Annotated in this window: 16 protein-coding genes; 5 read left to right on the top strand and 11 right to left on the bottom strand. The window is 59.4% G+C overall.

Features of this window, described 5'->3' with window-relative positions:
• Window positions 1-10: 10 nt before the first annotated feature.
• From GM668_RS21610 to GM668_RS21585, 6 genes are all read right to left on the bottom strand, one after another.
• Window positions 11-2,473, bottom strand: coding sequence for a TonB-dependent receptor (locus GM668_RS21610; RefSeq protein WP_155441029.1), 2,463 nt, complete (start codon window positions 2,471-2,473; stop codon window positions 11-13).
• 175 nt (window positions 2,474-2,648) lie between these two features.
• Window positions 2,649-3,722, bottom strand: a complete 1,074-nt coding sequence (locus tag GM668_RS21605; protein ID WP_155441028.1) for an ABC transporter ATP-binding protein — start codon at window positions 3,720-3,722, stop codon at window positions 2,649-2,651.
• Window positions 3,723-3,726: 4 nt separating this feature from the next.
• On the bottom strand, window positions 3,727-4,674 hold the full coding sequence (locus GM668_RS21600) for a carbohydrate ABC transporter permease (RefSeq protein WP_155441123.1): 948 nt from the start codon (window positions 4,672-4,674) through the stop codon (window positions 3,727-3,729).
• Window positions 4,675-4,751: 77 nt separating this feature from the next.
• Window positions 4,752-5,651: a carbohydrate ABC transporter permease gene (locus GM668_RS21595; protein ID WP_155441027.1), complete on the bottom strand. Its 900-nt coding sequence runs from the start codon at window positions 5,649-5,651 to the stop codon at window positions 4,752-4,754.
• Between the two features lie 3 nt (window positions 5,652-5,654).
• Window positions 5,655-6,860 (bottom strand): ABC transporter substrate-binding protein, encoded by a 1,206-nt coding sequence (locus tag GM668_RS21590; RefSeq protein ID WP_229499713.1) that lies wholly within the window; start codon window positions 6,858-6,860, stop codon window positions 5,655-5,657.
• 96 nt (window positions 6,861-6,956) lie between these two features.
• Window positions 6,957-8,315, bottom strand: a complete 1,359-nt coding sequence (locus GM668_RS21585; RefSeq protein WP_371868752.1) for a GH1 family beta-glucosidase — start codon at window positions 8,313-8,315, stop codon at window positions 6,957-6,959.
• 287 nt (window positions 8,316-8,602) lie between these two features.
• Between GM668_RS21585 and GM668_RS21580 the strand changes: the two genes are divergently transcribed.
• Window positions 8,603-9,499 (top strand): flagellin N-terminal helical domain-containing protein, encoded by an 897-nt coding sequence (locus tag GM668_RS21580; protein ID WP_229499711.1) that lies wholly within the window; start codon window positions 8,603-8,605, stop codon window positions 9,497-9,499.
• A gap of 34 nt (window positions 9,500-9,533) precedes the next feature.
• Here the strand turns inward: GM668_RS21580 and phaR are convergent, their stop codons facing one another.
• Together phaR and phaC are read right to left on the bottom strand one after the other, a co-directional pair.
• Entirely contained in the window at window positions 9,534-10,091 is a 558-nt protein-coding gene (gene phaR / locus GM668_RS21575; RefSeq protein ID WP_155441024.1) for a polyhydroxyalkanoate synthesis repressor PhaR, read from the bottom strand.
• A gap of 190 nt (window positions 10,092-10,281) precedes the next feature.
• A complete protein-coding gene (phaC, locus tag GM668_RS21570) occupies window positions 10,282-12,018 on the bottom strand; it encodes a class I poly(R)-hydroxyalkanoic acid synthase (protein WP_155441023.1) in 1,737 nt (578 codons plus the stop codon).
• Window positions 12,019-12,057: 39 nt separating this feature from the next.
• On the opposite strand from phaC, the gene GM668_RS21565 reads away from it, so the two are divergent.
• Complete coding sequence (locus GM668_RS21565; protein ID WP_155441022.1) at window positions 12,058-12,279, top strand: hypothetical protein; 222 nt, start codon at window positions 12,058-12,060, stop codon at window positions 12,277-12,279.
• A 59-nt stretch (window positions 12,280-12,338) separates the two neighbouring features.
• Here GM668_RS21565 and pgeF read toward each other — a convergent pair whose 3' ends face one another.
• Both pgeF and GM668_RS21555 read right to left on the bottom strand, forming a co-directional pair.
• Window positions 12,339-13,070, bottom strand: coding sequence for a peptidoglycan editing factor PgeF (gene pgeF, locus GM668_RS21560; RefSeq protein WP_229499709.1), 732 nt, complete (start codon window positions 13,068-13,070; stop codon window positions 12,339-12,341).
• Window positions 13,071-13,137: 67 nt separating this feature from the next.
• On the bottom strand, window positions 13,138-14,247 hold the full coding sequence (locus GM668_RS21555) for an RluA family pseudouridine synthase (RefSeq protein WP_371868751.1): 1,110 nt from the start codon (window positions 14,245-14,247) through the stop codon (window positions 13,138-13,140).
• Window positions 14,248-14,313: 66 nt separating this feature from the next.
• Here GM668_RS21555 and GM668_RS21550 point away from each other — a divergent pair, with 66 nt between their 5' ends.
• Entirely contained in the window at window positions 14,314-15,114 is an 801-nt protein-coding gene (locus GM668_RS21550; RefSeq protein ID WP_155441020.1) for an outer membrane protein assembly factor BamD, read from the top strand.
• Between the two features lie 50 nt (window positions 15,115-15,164).
• On the opposite strand, the gene yaaA is transcribed toward GM668_RS21550, so the two are convergent.
• Complete coding sequence (yaaA, locus tag GM668_RS21545) at window positions 15,165-15,938, bottom strand: peroxide stress protein YaaA (RefSeq protein WP_155441019.1); 774 nt, start codon at window positions 15,936-15,938, stop codon at window positions 15,165-15,167.
• A gap of 33 nt (window positions 15,939-15,971) precedes the next feature.
• Between yaaA and GM668_RS21540 the strand changes: the two genes are divergently transcribed.
• Window positions 15,972-16,427: a putative toxin-antitoxin system toxin component, PIN family gene (locus GM668_RS21540; RefSeq protein ID WP_155441018.1), complete on the top strand. Its 456-nt coding sequence runs from the start codon at window positions 15,972-15,974 to the stop codon at window positions 16,425-16,427.
• Between the two features lie 86 nt (window positions 16,428-16,513).
• On the top strand, window positions 16,514-17,701 hold the full coding sequence (locus GM668_RS21535) for a pyridoxal phosphate-dependent aminotransferase (protein WP_155441017.1): 1,188 nt from the start codon (window positions 16,514-16,516) through the stop codon (window positions 17,699-17,701).
• Window positions 17,702-17,727 lie beyond the last annotated feature (26 nt).

Genomic DNA, 17,727 nt, shown 5'->3' with positions numbered 1-17,727 from the left:
TGCATAAACTTCAGAACTTGAACGACACCCGCCCGCCAAAGCTGCGCGGCTGGTTGTAATACGCCGCCCAGATCTGCTGGTTGGGCTGGCATGGCGCGCCCACCTGCGTGCACACTTCGATCGCATCGTATTTGACTTCCTTGTCCGTCGCGTTATTGATGAACAGTTCCGCCGTGTACGCCTTGTTCAGCGGCTCGTAGCGCACGCTCAAGTCCAGCGTCGAATACGCAGCCTGCTCTTTCACGCCCGCGTGGCCAGGCACGTCACGGGCAAAGGCGCCGGCGCCGATAAACGACTTGGTCTCATGGTGCAGCGCGATGCGCGGCGTCAGCTTGCCTTTACCCGCATTGAAGTCGTGCTCATACATCAGCGTGGTGGCGAACGCCGGCGCGTGTTTAAGCACATTGCCGCCCACGTTTTCCGTCGGCGCCGTCGTGCCGCAAGACTGGCCATTGGCGCGCGCCGCATCCACGTCGCACGACAGGAAATCGTCATAGCGCGCCTTCAGCCACGTGGCATTGCCGCTGAAACGGTCGGCGCCGGTCGGACGCCATGCGAATTCCGCTTCAAGTCCGCGCACCGTCGCCCCGGCAGCATTAAAGTTTTGCAGTGTATTGTTGACCACCTGCGATTCCAGCTTGTCCTTGTACTTCATCAGGAACGCGTCCAGGTTCAAGGTCAGCGCCTTGTTCAGCAAGTCCGACTTGAAGCCGATTTCATAGCTGGTCAGCTTTTCCGGTTTCGTCGTGGCGCCGCCGTCGCCAATCGCGGGCGAGTGGAAGCCCGTCGTTACCGATGCAAACGCCAGTACGTCTTTCATCGGCTTGTATTCCACGCGGCCCAGATACGTGGCCTGGCTGTATTCCAGCGACGCCGTGTTGTCGCCCGGCGTATTGCCGCAATTGGCCACCGACACGATGCCGCCCGGCCCGATATTGTGCGTATTGATCATGCCCGTGCCCGGCGTCACCAGCTGTTTAATCTGGTTCGGCGTCAGCACCGTGGCGCCGCGCGGGACATTGTCCGGCCAGTTCGGGCAGGCCCAGTTCTGGCCGCCCGTGTCGGACTTGCGGTCCTTCGTATAACGGGCGCCCGCCGTCAGCTTGGTCTGGTCGTTGACGTCGTAGCTGCCTTGCGCAAAGGCGGCCTTGGAACTCAACTCACGACGGCCCTGGATAAACGACATGGCCGACGCATACTGCCCGACAGTCGGCTGCACGAAAATCACGTTGCCGGCAGCGATGTCTTGCTGCAGCTGGGCTTCGGAAATCTGGCTACGGTCAATGTCGAAGCGGATGCGGTTGTTTTCATCAAATTTGAACAGGCCGCCCACCCATTGCACCGGGCCTTGCGCAGTCGAACGCAATTGCAGTTCATGCGACGTGCTGTCAAAGCGGCTCCACTCGGTACGGTTTTCCGATTTAAAGCCGGGATACAGGCCCGCATCCGCATCGCTGGCGTTGGTCCGCTTCAAGCGGCTCCAGCTGCCCATGTATTGCGCTTCCAGCGACTCCGTGGCGTTCCAAACCAGCTTGCCTTTGTACGTCGTGATCGACTGGTCCAGCGCACCCGGCGTGTCGATCAGCGCGGCGCGGCGGTCCTGGCCCGGCTTGATTTCAATCGGCAGGTAGATATTGCCCGCACCCTTGTCGCTGTAATAGTCGGCAATCACCGTCCCCTTCAAGTCCGGCGAGATCTTCCACAGGAACGAAGCGCGCATGCCCGTCTGGTCGGTCGCGCCGTATTTTTTCGCGCCCGGCAGCACGTTCGAGCCGCGCAGGAAGTCCACCGTGCCGTCCGCGCTATCCTTGATGCCGGCAAAGCGCAGCGCCATGTCTTCCGACAGCGGGATGTTGATCATGCCCTGCGTCTGCACGTGATGGCGGTCGCCGAACGTCAGGCTGCCGGAACCCATCAGTTTTTGCGTGTTCGGCGCGCTGGACACGAGGTTCACGGCGCCCGCAGTCGAGTTGCGGCCATTGAGCGTGCCTTGCGGCCCGCGCGCCACTTCCACGTGCGACATGTCATACATCAGCGCCGTGGCGGCTTGCGGGCGCGGCAGGTATATGCCGTCCACGTAAAACGCCACTGCCGGATCACCCAGTTCCGTATGGTTGGCCGAACCCACGCCGCGCATGTACACGTGGACACCGCCGGAATCGCTGTGCGGCTCCACCACCAGGCTGGGCACCAGGGCCGTCAGCGTCCCGAGATCCTTGACCTGGTTGTTGGCCAGCGTGTCTTGCGTAAACGCCGTCACGGCCAGCGGCGTATCCTGCACAAACGATGCGCGGCGGTTGGCCGTCACCACGATGCGTTCCGGTTCGCCGGCCGCTGGCGCCGGCGCGCCTTCCGCCGGTGCTTGCTGCGCCATGGCGGCGCCGCTGGCCAGCAGCGTGAGCTGGGCAATGGCCAGCGCCATCTGCGTTTTCGCCAGGCTGGTTTTCTTCAGGGTGGTTTTATTCACTTGCATGTCTTTCCTCGCTTCGTTCCAGTGGATTGGTAAGGGTCGCGGCTCTGCGGCCGCTGCAAACGGGACACCATCAACGTCAGTTATCTGTACTTCATTGAACCTCCTCAAATCGCAGGCATGCAGGGGCCCCTGGCGTGCCGCGCACGCCAAAAATCAAGGAATCGGGGAATGCCGCTTAGAGGCGCTGTTCGCTGGCCTCGTCGAACAAATGCAGCCGTTCAGTATTGAGGCGGAACGCCACCGTGGCTTCCGCCGCCGGCGCATCCTGCCCATTCAAAATGCACGCCACCTGGCTGCCATGGAAGTCCAGCCACAGCACATGGTGATTGCCCATTTCTTCCACCAGCGTCAACCGCCCCGCCAGTGCGCCATCGTTAATGGCGCTGACATCTTCCGGCCGGACGCCCAGCACACACGCCTGGCCGGACACCGGCGCATCGGCAAAGGGATACGCCGACACATCGAACTGCATGTGCTCATTGGCGAACATGACGCTGGCGCCATGCACCGCCAACCTGCCCCGGAACAGGTTCATGCCGGGCGAACCTAGGAACGTCGCCACGAACAGGTTGGCCGGCGTGTGATAGACGTTGGCCGGCGTGTCATATTGCTGGATCACGCCGCCCCGCATGACAGCCATGCGCCCCGCCAGCGTCATGGCTTCAACCTGGTCGTGCGTCACGTAAATCATGGTGGCGCCCAGCTGGCGGTGCAGCTGCTTCAATTCGCGCCGCAATTCCGTGCGCAGCTTGGCGTCCAGGTTCGACAGCGGTTCGTCAAACAGGAACACATCCGCTTCCCGCACGATGGCGCGGCCAATTGCCACGCGCTGCCGCTGCCCGCCCGACAAGTTGGCAGGCTTGCGCTTCAACAGCGGCTGCAAATGCAGCATGTCAGCGGCGCGCTGCACGCGGCGGGCAATTTCCGCTTTCGGCGTGCCATTGATGCGCAGGCCAAACGACATATTTTTTTCCACGTCCATGGTCGGATACAGTGCATACGACTGGAACACCAGTGAAATGCCGCGGTCTTTCGGGTCCGCCCACGTCATGTCGCGGCCGCCGATTTCAATGCTGCCGTCCGACACGTCGTTCAAGCCCGCAATCGTGTGCAGCAAGGTCGACTTGCCGCAGCCCGATGGCCCCAGCAGCACGACAAATTCCCCTGCCTGCACATCAAGATTCAGCTGGTCGATCACGCGGTTGCCGCCCAGCGTAATTTGCAAATTACGGATCGCTACATTTGCCATGGTCTTATCCTTTCACTGCGCCAGAGGCGATGCCGCGCACAAACCAGCGGCCGGAAACAAAGTACAGGGTCAGCGGCACCAGCGACGTCAAGATCGTGGCCGCCATATTCACGTTGTAGAGGCGCTCACCCGTGGTGGTGTTGATGATGTTGTTCAACTGGACCGTCATCGGCAGGTTTTCCGTCCCTGCAAACACGAGGCCAAGCAGGAAGTCATTCCAGATCCCCGTCACCTGCATGATCAGCGCCACGACAACCACCGGCACCGACATCGGCAGCATCAGTTCAAAGAAAATGCGCCAGAAGCCGCCCCCATCGATGCGGGCTGCCTTGAACAATTCCTGCGGCAGCGCCGCGTAATAATTGCGGAACAACAGCGTCATCACCGGCATGCCAAACACCGTGTGCACCAGCACGACGCCAGGCAAGGTGCCGAACAGGTCCGCCGCCGCCAGCATGCGCACCATCGGATACAGCATCACTTGCGCGGGGATGAACGCCCCAGCCATCAGCACGCCAAACAGCACGCTGGCACCACGGATGCGCCAGAATGACAGCGCATAACCATTCACGGCCCCCACTAAAATCGACAGCACGGCGCTGGGCACGACGATGCGCACGGAATTCCAGAAGCCGCCCTGGATACCGCTGCATTCCAGGCCCGTGCAGGCCGACTGCCATGCCGCCCGCCACGGCTCGAACGTGGGCGCCACCGGCAGTGCAAACAGTGCGCCAAGGCGGATTTCTTCCATCGGCTTCACCGACGTTGCCACCATCACGTACAGCGGCAACAGGAAAAACAGCGCCGCCATCATGAGGAAACCGTACACGCCAAGCCGGGCCGGCGTGAAGGCGCGCGCCCACCCGCTGCGAGGCGGCCGTGCAGGTGACGGCGGCTGCTTGCCGGACTGCGCCAGCGCCGCTTCACCCGGTGCGCCGCCAGCACCGCGCATTGGCGCGGCGCCCACCCGCGCCGCGACAGGCTCACTGCCGGCTACCGCAAGCGCGGGAATTGACAGGGATTTATCCATCACGCCTCCATGCGCCGGCCGGCGCGGTTCTTCGCGTAATACACGGGCGCCACAATCGCCAGCACCGTCAACAGCAGCACGATGGATGCCGCTGAAGCCAGCCCCAGGTTCGCGCGGCCAAACAAATAGTCCATGATGAACTTGGCCGGCACTTCCGACGCCGTGCCGGGCCCGCCTTGCGTCATGGCCACGACGGCGTCGAACAGCTTGACCACCATGACGAACAGCAGCACGAACGCCGTCGACAGCGATGGACCCAGCATCGGCAGCACGATGCTGACGTAGACGCGCCAGCGGGGAATGCCGTCGATACGGGCCGCTTTCCAGATTTCTTCATCAATGCCGCGCAAGCCCGACAACAGCAGCGCCATCACCAGACCGGCCGCCTGCCATACAGTGGCAATGACCACTGTATAGATCACCATGTCCTGGTCCACGATCCAGTCGAACCGGGCGCCGCTAAAGCCCCATTGCTGCAATACCGCCTGCAAGCCCAGTTCAGGATTGAGCATCCACTGCCACACCAGGCCCGTGGCCACGAACGACATCGCATACGGATACAGGAACACCGTGCGCAGCACGCCTTCGGCCATCACCTTCTGATCGATAAACACGGCCAGCAAAAAGCCGGCCACGAGGCTGGCCGCAATAAACAGCCCGCCGTAAATACCGATGTTGTGCAGCGACACCAGCCAGCGGTCGTTATCGAACAGCTTGACGTATTGCGCCAGCCCGACAAAATCATCGGCGGGGAACGTCCGTGCGCTGGTCGTCGATACGCGCGCAGTCCACACCATCGTTCCCAGGTAGCACAGCAGTACGGTCACCGCCATCGGCGCCAGCGCCGCATACGCGGCAACCGACGTGGCGGCGCCGCTTCGCCTGATCATGGACGCCATGGCTTACCCTTTCAGTGCGGCGGCAAACGCTTTTTGTGCGTCTTCCGCTGCCTGGTTGCGGTTCCAGAAATTCGTCAGCACGTCTTGCAGCGCGCCATTCTGGTCTGGCGGCACCAGCATTTCCGGATTCGGCAACTGGCGCGACTTATCTTTAATGATGGACAGCCCCAGTTGCGCGCACTGGTCCAGGCCCGCGCCGTCGATATCGAGACGCGCGGGGATCGAACCCTTGCGGGCGCTGAACGCCACTTGCGAAGCCGGCGCGGTGACAACGGACGCCAGCAGCTTTTGCGCCTTCACCACGTCCGCCTTGTTCGACTTCGGGAACACAAATGCATCGCCCGCCACCATGTACGGCGACTTCGGGCCGAAGCCTGGGAAGCAGCCGTAATCCTTGCCAGCCACCAGGTTCGCGGCCGCGAATTCACCCTTGGCCCAGTCGCCCATGATTTGCACGCCTGCTTTACCGGACACCACCATCGCCGTCGCGTCATTCCAGTTGCGGCCAGGCGAACCCGCGTCGACAAAGCCGCGCAAGCGCTTGAATTGCACCAGCACCTGCTTAAAGGCGTCGGATTTGATGGCAGCCTGGTCGTGGTCGCGGTATACCTTCAGGTACAAATCCCGCCCCCCCACCACGGCGAATACTGCATCGAAGGTGATCTTCTCTTGCCACACCTGGCCGCCAAAGGCCAGCGGCACCAGCCCGGCGCTTTTCAGTTTGCCCAGCGCCGCAATGAACTCTTCCCAGTTTTGCGGTTCCGCCGCAATACCCGCCTTTTTAAAGGCCGGCTTCGAATAAAAGAACCAGCCCGGCATGTGGATGTTGACGGGCGCGGCATAGTAATGGCCGTTGATGCGGATCGCGTCCAGTATCGGCTGCGGCAGCACCTGGTCCCATTTGCCTTGCGCCGCCACGTCATCGACGTTGTTCAGCATGCCCTGTTCTACGATGTCGCGGAATTGTTTGGACGTATTGAATTGCGCCGCCACAGGCGCCGTGCCGCCGACGATGCGGTTGATGGTGGTGGCGCGGGCCTGGTCCGCGCCGGCAATCGCGTTATCGACCCACAGCCCGCCGGCCTTGTTGTACGCGTCGGCAAACTGGCGCACGGCGGCCGACTCGCCGCCAGACGTCCACCAGTGGATCACATTGGCTTTCAACGGCTGCTGGGCCAGTACATTGGCAGGTATCGCCAGCGCCAGCATGGCGGCCAGCCCGATATTGTTGTGCATTGTAGTCTCCGGTGTCGCGCGATGTTTGCGCAATCATATTATTGGGAACGCTATCATAACCGTGGCGGCTTACTCGCGCCTTGCGCGGTCGGCGAGGAAGCGTTTCACCAGCTGCGCACTGCGCTTGGGCGTCCTTGCCTGCGTCGCGTAGTCCACATGCACGATGCCGAAGCGGCGCTCGTAGCCAAAGGCCCATTCAAAGTTGTCCATCAGCGACCAGATAAAGTAGCCGCGGATATCGACGCCCTCCTTCACCGCACTGTCGACTGCCGTCCAATGCCGGCTCAGGAATGCAATGCGCTGGGGGTCCTCCACGGCGCCGTCCACCACCTTGTCATCCGACGCCGTGCCGTTTTCCGTGATGTAGATGGGCGGCAGCTGCGGATAGTTGCGCTTGAAGCCCGTCAGCAAGTCATACAGCCCTTGCGGATAGACTTCCCACCCCATTTGCGTGCGCTCCACGCCGGCCAAAGGCACTTCCGTGAAGCCATGCGCGCCATCGCTGACGACGTTGGTGCGGAAGTAGTAATTGATGCCCAGGTAATCGAGCGGCGCACCGATGATGTCCATGTCGCCATCGAGCGCCATCGGCTGTGCGCCGGGCCACAATTCCCACAGCGCGGCGGGGTACTGTTTTTTCAGCAGCGGGTCGAGCACCCAGTTGTTATGCTGGATTTCAAACAGTTCCGCTGCACGGCGGTCCGCCGCGCTGCCGCCATTGGTCGTGCCCCGCCCCACATTGGCCACGATGCCCACTTGCGCACCCGGGTCATTGGCGCGCAGCTTGCGCACGGCCAGGCCGTGCCCCAGCAGCAAATGGTGCATGGCCTGCGTGGCAAACACGATGTCTTGCTTGCCTGGCGCATGGTGGCCATTCGCATAGCCCAGGTATGCGGAGCACCACGGTTCGTTCAAGGTCGCCCACGCATCGACCAGGCCGGCCAGTTCACGGCTGACCAGATCCGCGTAGTCGGCAAAGCGCAGCGCCGTATCGCGGTTGACCCAGCCGCCCGCATCTTCCAGGTGCTGCGGCAAATCCCAGTGGTACAAGGTGACGAACGTCTTCAAGCCGCGTTCACGCAGCGCTTTCAGCAAGCGCTTGTAAAACGCCAAGCCTTTGCGGTTCGGATTGCCCTCCGCATCCATCACGCGCGGCCACGAAATCGACAGGCGGTAGGCATCGACATGCAGGCTGGCGATCAAATCCACATCCTGTTCCCACCGATGGTAATGGTCGCAGGCCACGTCGCCCGTATCGCCGTGCAGCACCTTGCCTGGCGTCGCGGAAAAGGTATCCCAGATCGACGGCAGGCGGCCATCGGCAGTGGCCGCGCCTTCAATCTGATACGCCGCCGTCGCCACACCCAGCAAAAAATCCTTGTTCCACAACACAGAACCGGATGGCAGATCGAACTCAATATTTACCACAGGGAAACTCCTCAAAAACGGTCGAAGGGATCGGTCAACTGCTGAGTGGAAGCGCTTCCACCGATGTCCAGATACTAACAGTGAAGAAAATCTCCCGTCAACAGAAATGTTGGAAAACTACTTTTTCGCGGCAACATCCCGCTACGACACGACATCGCGCATGCAAGTCACTGAAAATCCGCTACTGATGCGAAAATGCGTCAAGCTGCAAGCGTGGTGTGTAGTACAATTAACCCAGATAAAGATTTTCCTCGTGGAAAAACCAAGGAAAAAATATCTTGCTTAGCATGCACACCAACCACGCCTCGCTTGCCGCGATCAATGCGGCGGGCCGCTCTCAGCGTTCGCTGAGCGTGTCCAACGAGCGGCTGGCGACGGGTTACCGGATCAACTCAGGCCAGGACGATGCCGCCGGCCTGCAAATTGCCACGCGCCTGCACGCGCAAAATGCAGGCATGAAGACGGCAATGCGCAATACGCAAAACAGTATTTCCAAATTGCAAACCATGGATTCCGTGCTGGAAAGCCTGAACCGCTCCATGTCGCGCATGCAGGAATTGGCCACGCAGGCAGCCGATGGCAGTTATACCGACGCCGACCGCCAGGCCATGCAAACGGAATACGATGAGCTGGGCCGGCAAAATGAGCGACAAGTCAAGGAAGATTTACTGTACGGTGAAAATGGCTTGTTGACGGGAAAACCCGCCAATGATTTCCTGACGCGTTTCCAGTTTGGCGCTTCCGCCGAAGAAAGCACGCAATACCAATTTGAAACGCTGTACAACAATGCGCTGGACGCCACCCGCAACACATCAGGCGTCAATGTGCCCTACCAGGTGGTCTTGCCGGACCATACGATTGAAACCCGCGTGACCGATACCGGTGCGGAATTGCTCACCAGCGGCGGCGCCAATGCCGTAATCGGGCGCATCAACACCGCCATCAACCTGGTGGCGCAATCGCGTTCAGAACTGGGGGCGCTGATCAACCGCCTCGACCACACGTTCAATAACTTGCAGACTGCCGTGGAAAATGGCCAGTCGGCGGAAGGCCGCTACATGGATGCGGACTTTGCCGATGAAACCGCGAATGCGACCGTGCAGCTGATGCTGCTGCAGTCGAGCACGGCGATGATGCGCAAGAGTAACGTGACCCCTGCGCTGGTGATTTCACTGCTCCAGTAACTAAAAAACCGGGCTCCAGGCCCGGTTTTGCATTTTATTTCTTGTCCGTCGGCGGCACCACCGGATTCATGAACGGAAATGCGCTGAACAGCGACTTGCTCTGGTTTTGCATTTGCTCTTGCATTTGCACGAACAGGGTTTTGCTCTGGTCGATGTAATTGTTCATCATGCCCTGCATGATCGGGCCTTGCACATTCATGAATTGCGACCACATTTCCGGGCTAAATGGCTTGCCGTCAAGCGTGGCGCTGGTGAATTTGCGCTGGATATCCGTGAAGGCTTCGACATTCTTTTCCAGATAAGAACCCATCATGCCCTGCATCGCGTGGCCATAATAGCGGATGATTTGCGCCAGCACGCCGGTGGAAAACATCGGCACGCCGCTGGCTTCTTCTTCCAGAATGATTTGCAGCAGGATACTGCGGGTCAAATCCTCGTTGGATTTCGCGTCGACCACCGTGAATTCTTCATTGTCGAGCACGAGCTGCTTCACATCGGTCAACGTGATGTAGGAACTGGTTTGCGTGTCGTATAAACGGCGATTAGGGTATTTCTTGATCAAGCGTTCCGCGTTTTTCTTTGCACCAGTCATCACAAGTTCCATTTTTTGCGCCGCAGCGCTTTCACGGTTATTTTGAAAAAAAAGCGGACCAAGGTCCGCTTTTTTACGTGTACCTCTGGCGCCTATTATAGAGTGAAAAAAACGCCGGTGGCACAGGTTTTCGCGTTGCAACACGATAGGGACCGCATTGCAACAGCTGAGTTCCTGCTCGGTTCCTGAATTAATCCGCCTTGGCTTTCACATAACGGCCTGGCGCCGCTTCAATTGGCAAATACTTTTTGCTGCCGTGCATTTTCGGCGCCGGCACATCCTTGCCGCCGTGTTCCGCCAGGAATGCCGCCCACTCCGGCCACCAGCTGCCTTTATGTTCGGTGGCGCCGTCAAACCATGCATTCGCATCCAGGCGCTTGGCGCCTTTCTTCGGCGCCGCATCGTTAGTCCAATAGCTGCGCTTGTTTTTCGACGCAGGATTGATCACCCCTGCAATGTGGCCGGACGCGCCCAAAATAAAGCGGTTATTCTTCGGCTTTTTCGGGTTCAGGATGTCATTCGATTCATAAGCGGACGTCCATGGCACGATATGGTCTTCACGCGATGCGTAAATAAATGCCGGCGCATCAATGGCGGACAAGTCGACTTTCTCGCCAGCCACCGTCAATTTACCCGGATGCTTCAAATTGTTTTCCAGGTAAGTATTGCGCAGATACCAGCAGAACATCGGACCGGGCAAATTCGTGCTGTCCGAATTCCAGTACAGCAAATCGAATGGCGGCGGTTCATTGCCCTTCAGGTAATTCGACTGCACGTAATTCCACACCAGGTCATTGGGACGCAGGCTGGAGAACGTCGTCGCCAGGTCGCGGCCCGGCATCAAGCCGCCGGATTTCAGCGTTTGTTCGCGCAGCTGCACTTGCGCTTCGTCGACAAACACGCTGAGCACGCCCGTATCGCTGAAGTCCAGGAACGTGGTCAGCAGGGTGACGCTGGACGCCGGGTTTTCACCGCGCGCCGCCATCACGGCCAGCGACGTGCTCAGCAGGGTGCCGCCCACGCAAAAGCCCAAGGTGTTCAGCTTGTCCTGGCCCGTGATTTCCTGCACCAGATGGATGGCATTGATGACGCCATCGTCCACGTAATCATCCCACGTAGTCTTTGCCAACGACTGGTCGGGATTGCGCCACGACACGAGGAACACCGTATTGCCCTGCTCTACCGCATAACGCACGACGGAATTCTCAGGCTGCAAGTCCAGGATGTAGAACTTGTTGATGCAAGGCGGCACCAGCAGCAATGGACGCTCGTGCACGGTTTCCGTCGTCGGCGTGTATTGGATCAGCTGGAACAAGTCATTTTCATACACCACCTGGCCTGGCGTATTGGCCAGGTTTTTACCCACTTCGAAAGCCGATTCATCGGACAGCGAAATGTGGCCCTTATTCATGTCGGCCAGCATATTGGCCAAACCTTTGGTCAAGCTTTCGCCTTTGGTTTCCACCAGCTTTTGCTGGGCTTCCGGATTCGTGGCGAGGAAATTGGCCGGCGACATCGCGTCCACCACTTGCTGGACGGCGAAGCGGATGCGCTGCTGCTGTTGCGGCGCCGCTTCAATGGATTCCGCCATGGCGGTCAGGAATTTTGCATTCAGCAGGTAGGATGCGGCATTGAATGCCGTCACCGGATTGCTTTGCCATGCTGCCGACGAAAAGCGGCGGTCGGTGACTTCCGGCGATTTGCCGCCGATAAAATCTTGCCACAGTGTGGAAAACTGCGCGATATAGTCGTTTTTCAGTTGCTCGATCACGTCAGGCTTGATGGCGGCTCCCGCATCGCGCAGGATGGCCGTCACAGGGTGCGACTGCACTTCCGGCACCATGTTGAACCAGGATTGCCACTGGTTAGGGTCGCTGAACTGCGACATCCAGGCGTTGGCAAAGGCTTGAGGATCAGGCAATTTCATGTTTAAGTCCATTTTGAAAGTTTTTAACCGGGACTGCTTATGCTGCTGATTGCTGTTGCTTGGATCTACGTGGTAGCGCTGATGGCGCTGACCGAACCGTCGTTTGTTGCCGGCATTATGACGTTTTTAATGTACTGCGTGTTGCCATTAGGAATACTGATTTATATAACAGGCGGCGGACGGCGGCGCCGCAAAGCTGCCATGATACAGGAAAATGCTGCAGCGCAGCATGCCAGCAAAGAGGAAAATTCACCTGATTAAATGGTCGTACCGTCATCCTCGCGCAGGCGGGAATGACGTATGTACTGCCGGCCTCAGGATCAAACAATGTCTTTAATCCAGATCAGGCTGGCCTGGCGGCCAGTGACGCCATCACGGCGGTAAGAATAAAAACGCCCCGAATTTAACACGGTGCAATATTCACCTCCGGCTATTTTCGTCACGCCGATGGCGTTCAGCAGGCACCGGGCCAACTGGTAAATGTCGGCCAGGTATTTGCCGGATTTACCGGCAATGGGATGGAAGGCGGCGCGGATGGCGTTGTCCATGGACTCATTCGTTGCACGCGCAACAAACGCTTGCAGTACTTCCGGCCCCACTTCGAATTTCTCGGGACCGATAGCTGCGCCCAGCCACGCAAGGATTTCACCGGCGCCATCGTCGCGCATGGTTTGCACAGTCTGTTCCAGCACGCCATTGGCCAACCCGCGCCAGCCCGCATGGGCGGCGCCAACGATTTGACCTTGCGCATCGCAAAACAGCACAGGCAGGCAATCGGCTGTCATCACGGCGCAGACCGCACCCGGGCGGCGCGCCACTGCCGCATCGGCTTCCGGCACGTCGCCGGGACGCACGGTATCGGCATTGGCGACGGCGACGCCGTGCACCTGGTTCAGCCAGACAGGCTCCTCCGGCAATACGGACGTCAGCGCCGCGCGATTTGCCGCCACGTGGTGGGGCGCGTCGCCCACGTGGGTGCCGAGGTTCAAGCCGCCGCCGCCCTGCCCGTCATCGTAAGGCGCGGCGCTGACACCGCCGCGGCGCATCGTCATCAATGCGCCAACGTTGGGCGGCAAATCCGGCCAGTCGGCGGGCGCCCAGCCGGGCACGTTGAGGGCATCAAACACGGATGATTTCAACTTCGTGCTCGTCGTCATCTTCATCGTCGTCATCGACACCGAAGTCGTAGTCATATTCGACTTCTTCATCTTCCGCGCCCACGTCGCTCAGGCCCGGGTTTTCAATGCCGCACTGTTCCAGCAAGTCCGCGAAATCGTCGGCCAGCGGCACGCGCCATTCGACCGCCTCGCCCGTGGCCGGGTGGATCAGGCCCAGGCGGCGCGCCTGCAATGCCTGGCGCGGGAAGAAGTGCGTCAAGTGCGCTTTGCCATAAACCTGGTCGCCAATCAGCGGGAAGCCCACGTGCGACATGTGCACGCGGATCTGGTGGGTACGGCCTGTTTCTAGCCGGCACTGCACCAGGCTGACCGGGCGGTCTTCCAGCTTGCCCGATTCAATCCGCTCATAGCGCGTAATGGCCGGTTTGGATCCCATCGTGTTCGACACGGCCATTTTTACGCGGTCGCGCGGGTGGCGGCCCATCGACAGGTTAATCGTGCACGTGGTCTGCGGCGTGCCCCACACGAGGCACCAGTATTCGCGTTTGACGGTACGGGCTTGCAGCTGGCGCACCAGTTCCGTCTGGGCGGCCAAGGTCTTGCCGACCACCATCAGGCCGGACGTATCCTTGTCCAGGCGGTGCACGATGCCGGCGCGCGGCACGCCGCGCAATTGCGGGCAGTGGTGCAGCAGGCCGTTCAGCAAGGTGCCGGACCAGTTGCCGGAACCCGGATGCACGACCAGCCCAGCCGGTTTGTTAATGACGATCAAATGGTCATCTTCAAACACGATGTCCAGGTCCATTTCTTCCGCCTTGAAGGCTTCCGCCTCCTGGTCCGGCTGCGGCAAAATCAGTACTTTTTCATCGCCGTACACGGTGGCGCGGGTTTTCGTGGTCTTGCCATCGACGGTGACAAAGCCTTCTTCGATCCACATTTGCAGGCGGCCGCGCGAAAATTGCGGCACCAGTTTCGAGATGACTTTGTCCAGGCGTTCGCCGCATACTTCCGGGCTCAGTTGCAGCTCGATGGGCGCCAGCGGATCGCCGGCCTCTTCATCGGCCAGGAAGTCATCGGTGTCGGCGTCAAATTCATTATTGTTTAAAGTCACAGCATTCCCATCGGCTATAATCAGCCAGTTGTATCAAATTTGGTTAAAACGTTCTTGCGAAACAACATGCAAAAAAAATTATCGGTAATTGCAGCAACCGTCGTACTGCTTGGCTTATCCGCGTGTAGTTTGCTGCCTGAAAAGGCAGATGAAACCAAAGGCTGGTCCGCGACGAAATTATACTCGGAGGCCATGGAGGAATTGAACGGCGGCCACTACGAGCGTGCCGTCCAATTGTTCGAAAAGCTGGAATCGAGCTATCCATTCGGTACGTATGCGCAGCAGGCACAGATGAATATCGCCTATGCACAGTATAAAGCGCAAGACCAGGCACAGGCGCTGGCCGCCGTCGAACGCTTCATCAAGCTGCACCCGAACCACGCAAACGTCGACTACATGTATTACTTGCGGGGCTTGATCAATTTTAACGACCAGATCAGCTTCCTGAACTTTATTTACGAGCAAGACCCGACCGAGCGTGACCCAAAAGCCACGCGCGAAGCGTATGCCGCGTTCAAGGCGCTGGTGGAAAAGTTCCCCAACAGCCAATACACGCCAGACGCGATCGACCGCATGAAGTACCTGATCAATGCAATGGCGTCGTACGAAGTGCACGTGGCCCGCTACTACTACCGCCGCGGCGCCTATCTGGCCGCCATCAACCGCGCCCAGGGCGTGATTGCCGATTACCGCGATTCGCCGTCGATTGAAGAAGCGCTGTACATCATGATCCGCGGCTACGACAAGATGGGCAACAAAGCCCTGCACGACGATGCGCTGCGCGTCTTCAAGCAAAACTACCCGGAAAGCAAGTTCCTGAAAGGCGATGCCGACAAGGATAAAGCCTGGTGGAAATTCTGGGGTTAATGCCCGCCTGATTCAATGAAACGGACCGGCATGCCGGTCCGTTTGGCGTTTCAGGCATCTGCCAGTTTGCGGCGGAAAATCCAGTGACGCTCATCCGACGCATCCGGCACGAATGCATACCCATCCGTGTCGAACGCCTTCAGCTTTTGCGGATCGTGAATATGATGGACCGCCGCATAGCGCGCCAGCAAACCCCGCGCGCGTTTCGCATAAAACGAAATGATCTTGTATTTGCCGTTTTTCCAGTCTTCAAACACTGGCGTAATCACTGGCACTTTTAATTTCGCTTTGCGCACGGATTTAAAATATTCTTCCGATGCCAGGTTCACCAGCACTTCCGCGCCCTGCTCTTCCGCCGTGCGGTTCAGCGCTTCGGTAATGGTGTCGCCCCAAAACGCATACAAATCCTTGCCGCGCGGGTTGGACAGCCGGGTCCCCATTTCCAGGCGGTGCGGGTGGATCACATCCAGCGGGCGCAGCATGCCATACAGGCCGGACAAAATGCGCACGCGCGATTGCGTGTAGTCGAGCTGTTTCGGCGTCAGCGTCCGGGCAGCCAGGCCATCGTACACGTCGCCATTAAAGGTCATGACTGCGGGACGGGCTTCCGACGTATCTTGGGTCCACGACGCATAGCGCGCCACGTTCAGCGCCGACAACGCGTCGGAAATATCCATTAATTCACCGATTTCCGCTGGCGCGAATTCACGCAGGCGGTTAATCAGCTGGGAAGAATGGTCGAGAAACTGGGGTTCGGTGCGAAGCCTGGTGGTGGGCGGTGTTTCCAGGTCCAGGCTCTTTGCGGGCGACAGTACTATCAGCATACAATCCAAAAAACTTACTTAAAATCAAGCGACATGATAACTGATTCACCAAATCCCCCCAAATCAGCCAAACGCCTGGTGCTGGACACCAATGTTTGCCTGGACTTGTTTGTGTTTAACGATCCGCGCCGTGCGGAATTGCTGGCGGCGATGGAATCGGGCGCCGTGGAAGCCATTACCCGCTCTGATTGCCGCAATGAATACCTGGTGGTGCTGCACTACCCGCATTTGCCGCTGACGGATGACACCCGCCCCGCCTGCGCAGCCCGTTTCGACGCCTTGATTAAAGTCGTGGCGCCGCCCGCATCCGGCACCCGCCTGCCGGTCTGTTCCGACCGCGATGACCAGAAATTCCTGGAACTGGCGCGCGATGCCCATGCCGATACGCTGATCACGAAAGACAAAGCCCTGCTGAAACTGGCCCGCAAACTGGCTAAAGCCGGCATGTTCCAGATTGTCCAGCCTGACGCATGGCGGCTGGAAGCTTGATCGCCTGGAAAAATAGGTATAAGAGCAACACTGCATGGTGGGCGCTGCGTTAGAATAAGCTTTACCGCATCTTTCGCTATCCACCTATGAACAGCCGCCAAATTCCGCCAGCCAGCCCTGCAACGCCCACCCTGACCAGCCGCCTGCCGGCAGTCGGCACCACGGTCTTTACCCGCATGTCGGCGCTGGCACAGGAACATGGCGCAGTGAACCTGGGCCAGGGTTTCCCGGATTTCGCGTGCGACCCGGCGCTGCCGGACATGGTGGCCGACGCCATGCGCCATGGCTTCAACCAGTACCCGATGATGAGCGGCGCGCCGGTGTTGCGCCACGCGATTGCCAATAAAGTCGCCGCGATTTATGGCCACCAGTACCACCCCGACACGGAAATCACCGTCACGTGCGGCGCCACGCAGGCGCTGACCACGGCCATCCTGTGCGCGATCCACCCGGGCGATGAAGTCATCGTCATCGAACCTGCCTATGACTCTTACCAGCCTGCCATCGAACTGGCCGGCGGCATCCCCGTCACGGTGGCGATGACCTTGGGCGGCAATGGCTACAGCGTGCCGTGGGACCAGGTGCAGGCCGCCGTCACGGCGAAAACCCGCATGATCCTGATCAATACGCCGCACAATCCGACCGGCGCCGTCTTGCGCGAAGCGGATATGCAGGCGCTGGCCGATATTGTTCGTGGCACGGACGTGCTGATTTTGTCCGATGAAGTGTATGAACACATGGTGTATGACGGCGTGCGCCACGAATCCGTGTGCCGCCACCCGGAACTGGCGGCCCGCGCCTTCGTCGTGTCGAGTTTCGGCAAGACGTATCACGTGACGGGCTGGAAAATAGGCTACGTGGCGGCGCCGGCCCCGCTGATGGTGGAATTCCGTAAAGTCCACCAATACAACGTTTTCTCGATCAATACGCCGATGCAGCACGGGATTGCATCGTATATGGCTGATCCGAAGCCGTATCTGGAATTGCCCGCCTTTTACCAGCGCAAGCGTGACCTTTTCCGCAACGGTTTACAGGGCAGCCGCTTCACGTTGTTACCGGCGGACGGGACTTATTTCCAGTGCGTGCGTTATGATGGGATATCGGACATGCGCGAAGCGGAATTCGCCGAATGGCTGACTACGGAAGTTAAAGTGGCGGCCATCCCCGTGTCCGCGTTTTACCGGCAAGGCAAGGAATCGGGCATCGTCCGTTTCTGCTTTGCAAAGAAAGATGACACGCTGGCGCTTGCACTGGAACGCCTGGCGCGCATATAAAAAGCGGCCGCCACGAGCAGGCCGCG

It is taken from the genome of Pseudoduganella ginsengisoli (genome assembly GCF_009720865.1).
GTDB classification, from domain to species: Bacteria; Pseudomonadota; Gammaproteobacteria; order Burkholderiales; family Burkholderiaceae_D; genus Rugamonas; species Rugamonas ginsengisoli.
Note: the sequence above shows the minus strand (reverse complement) of the source record. Positions and strands in the feature narration are given on the sequence as shown.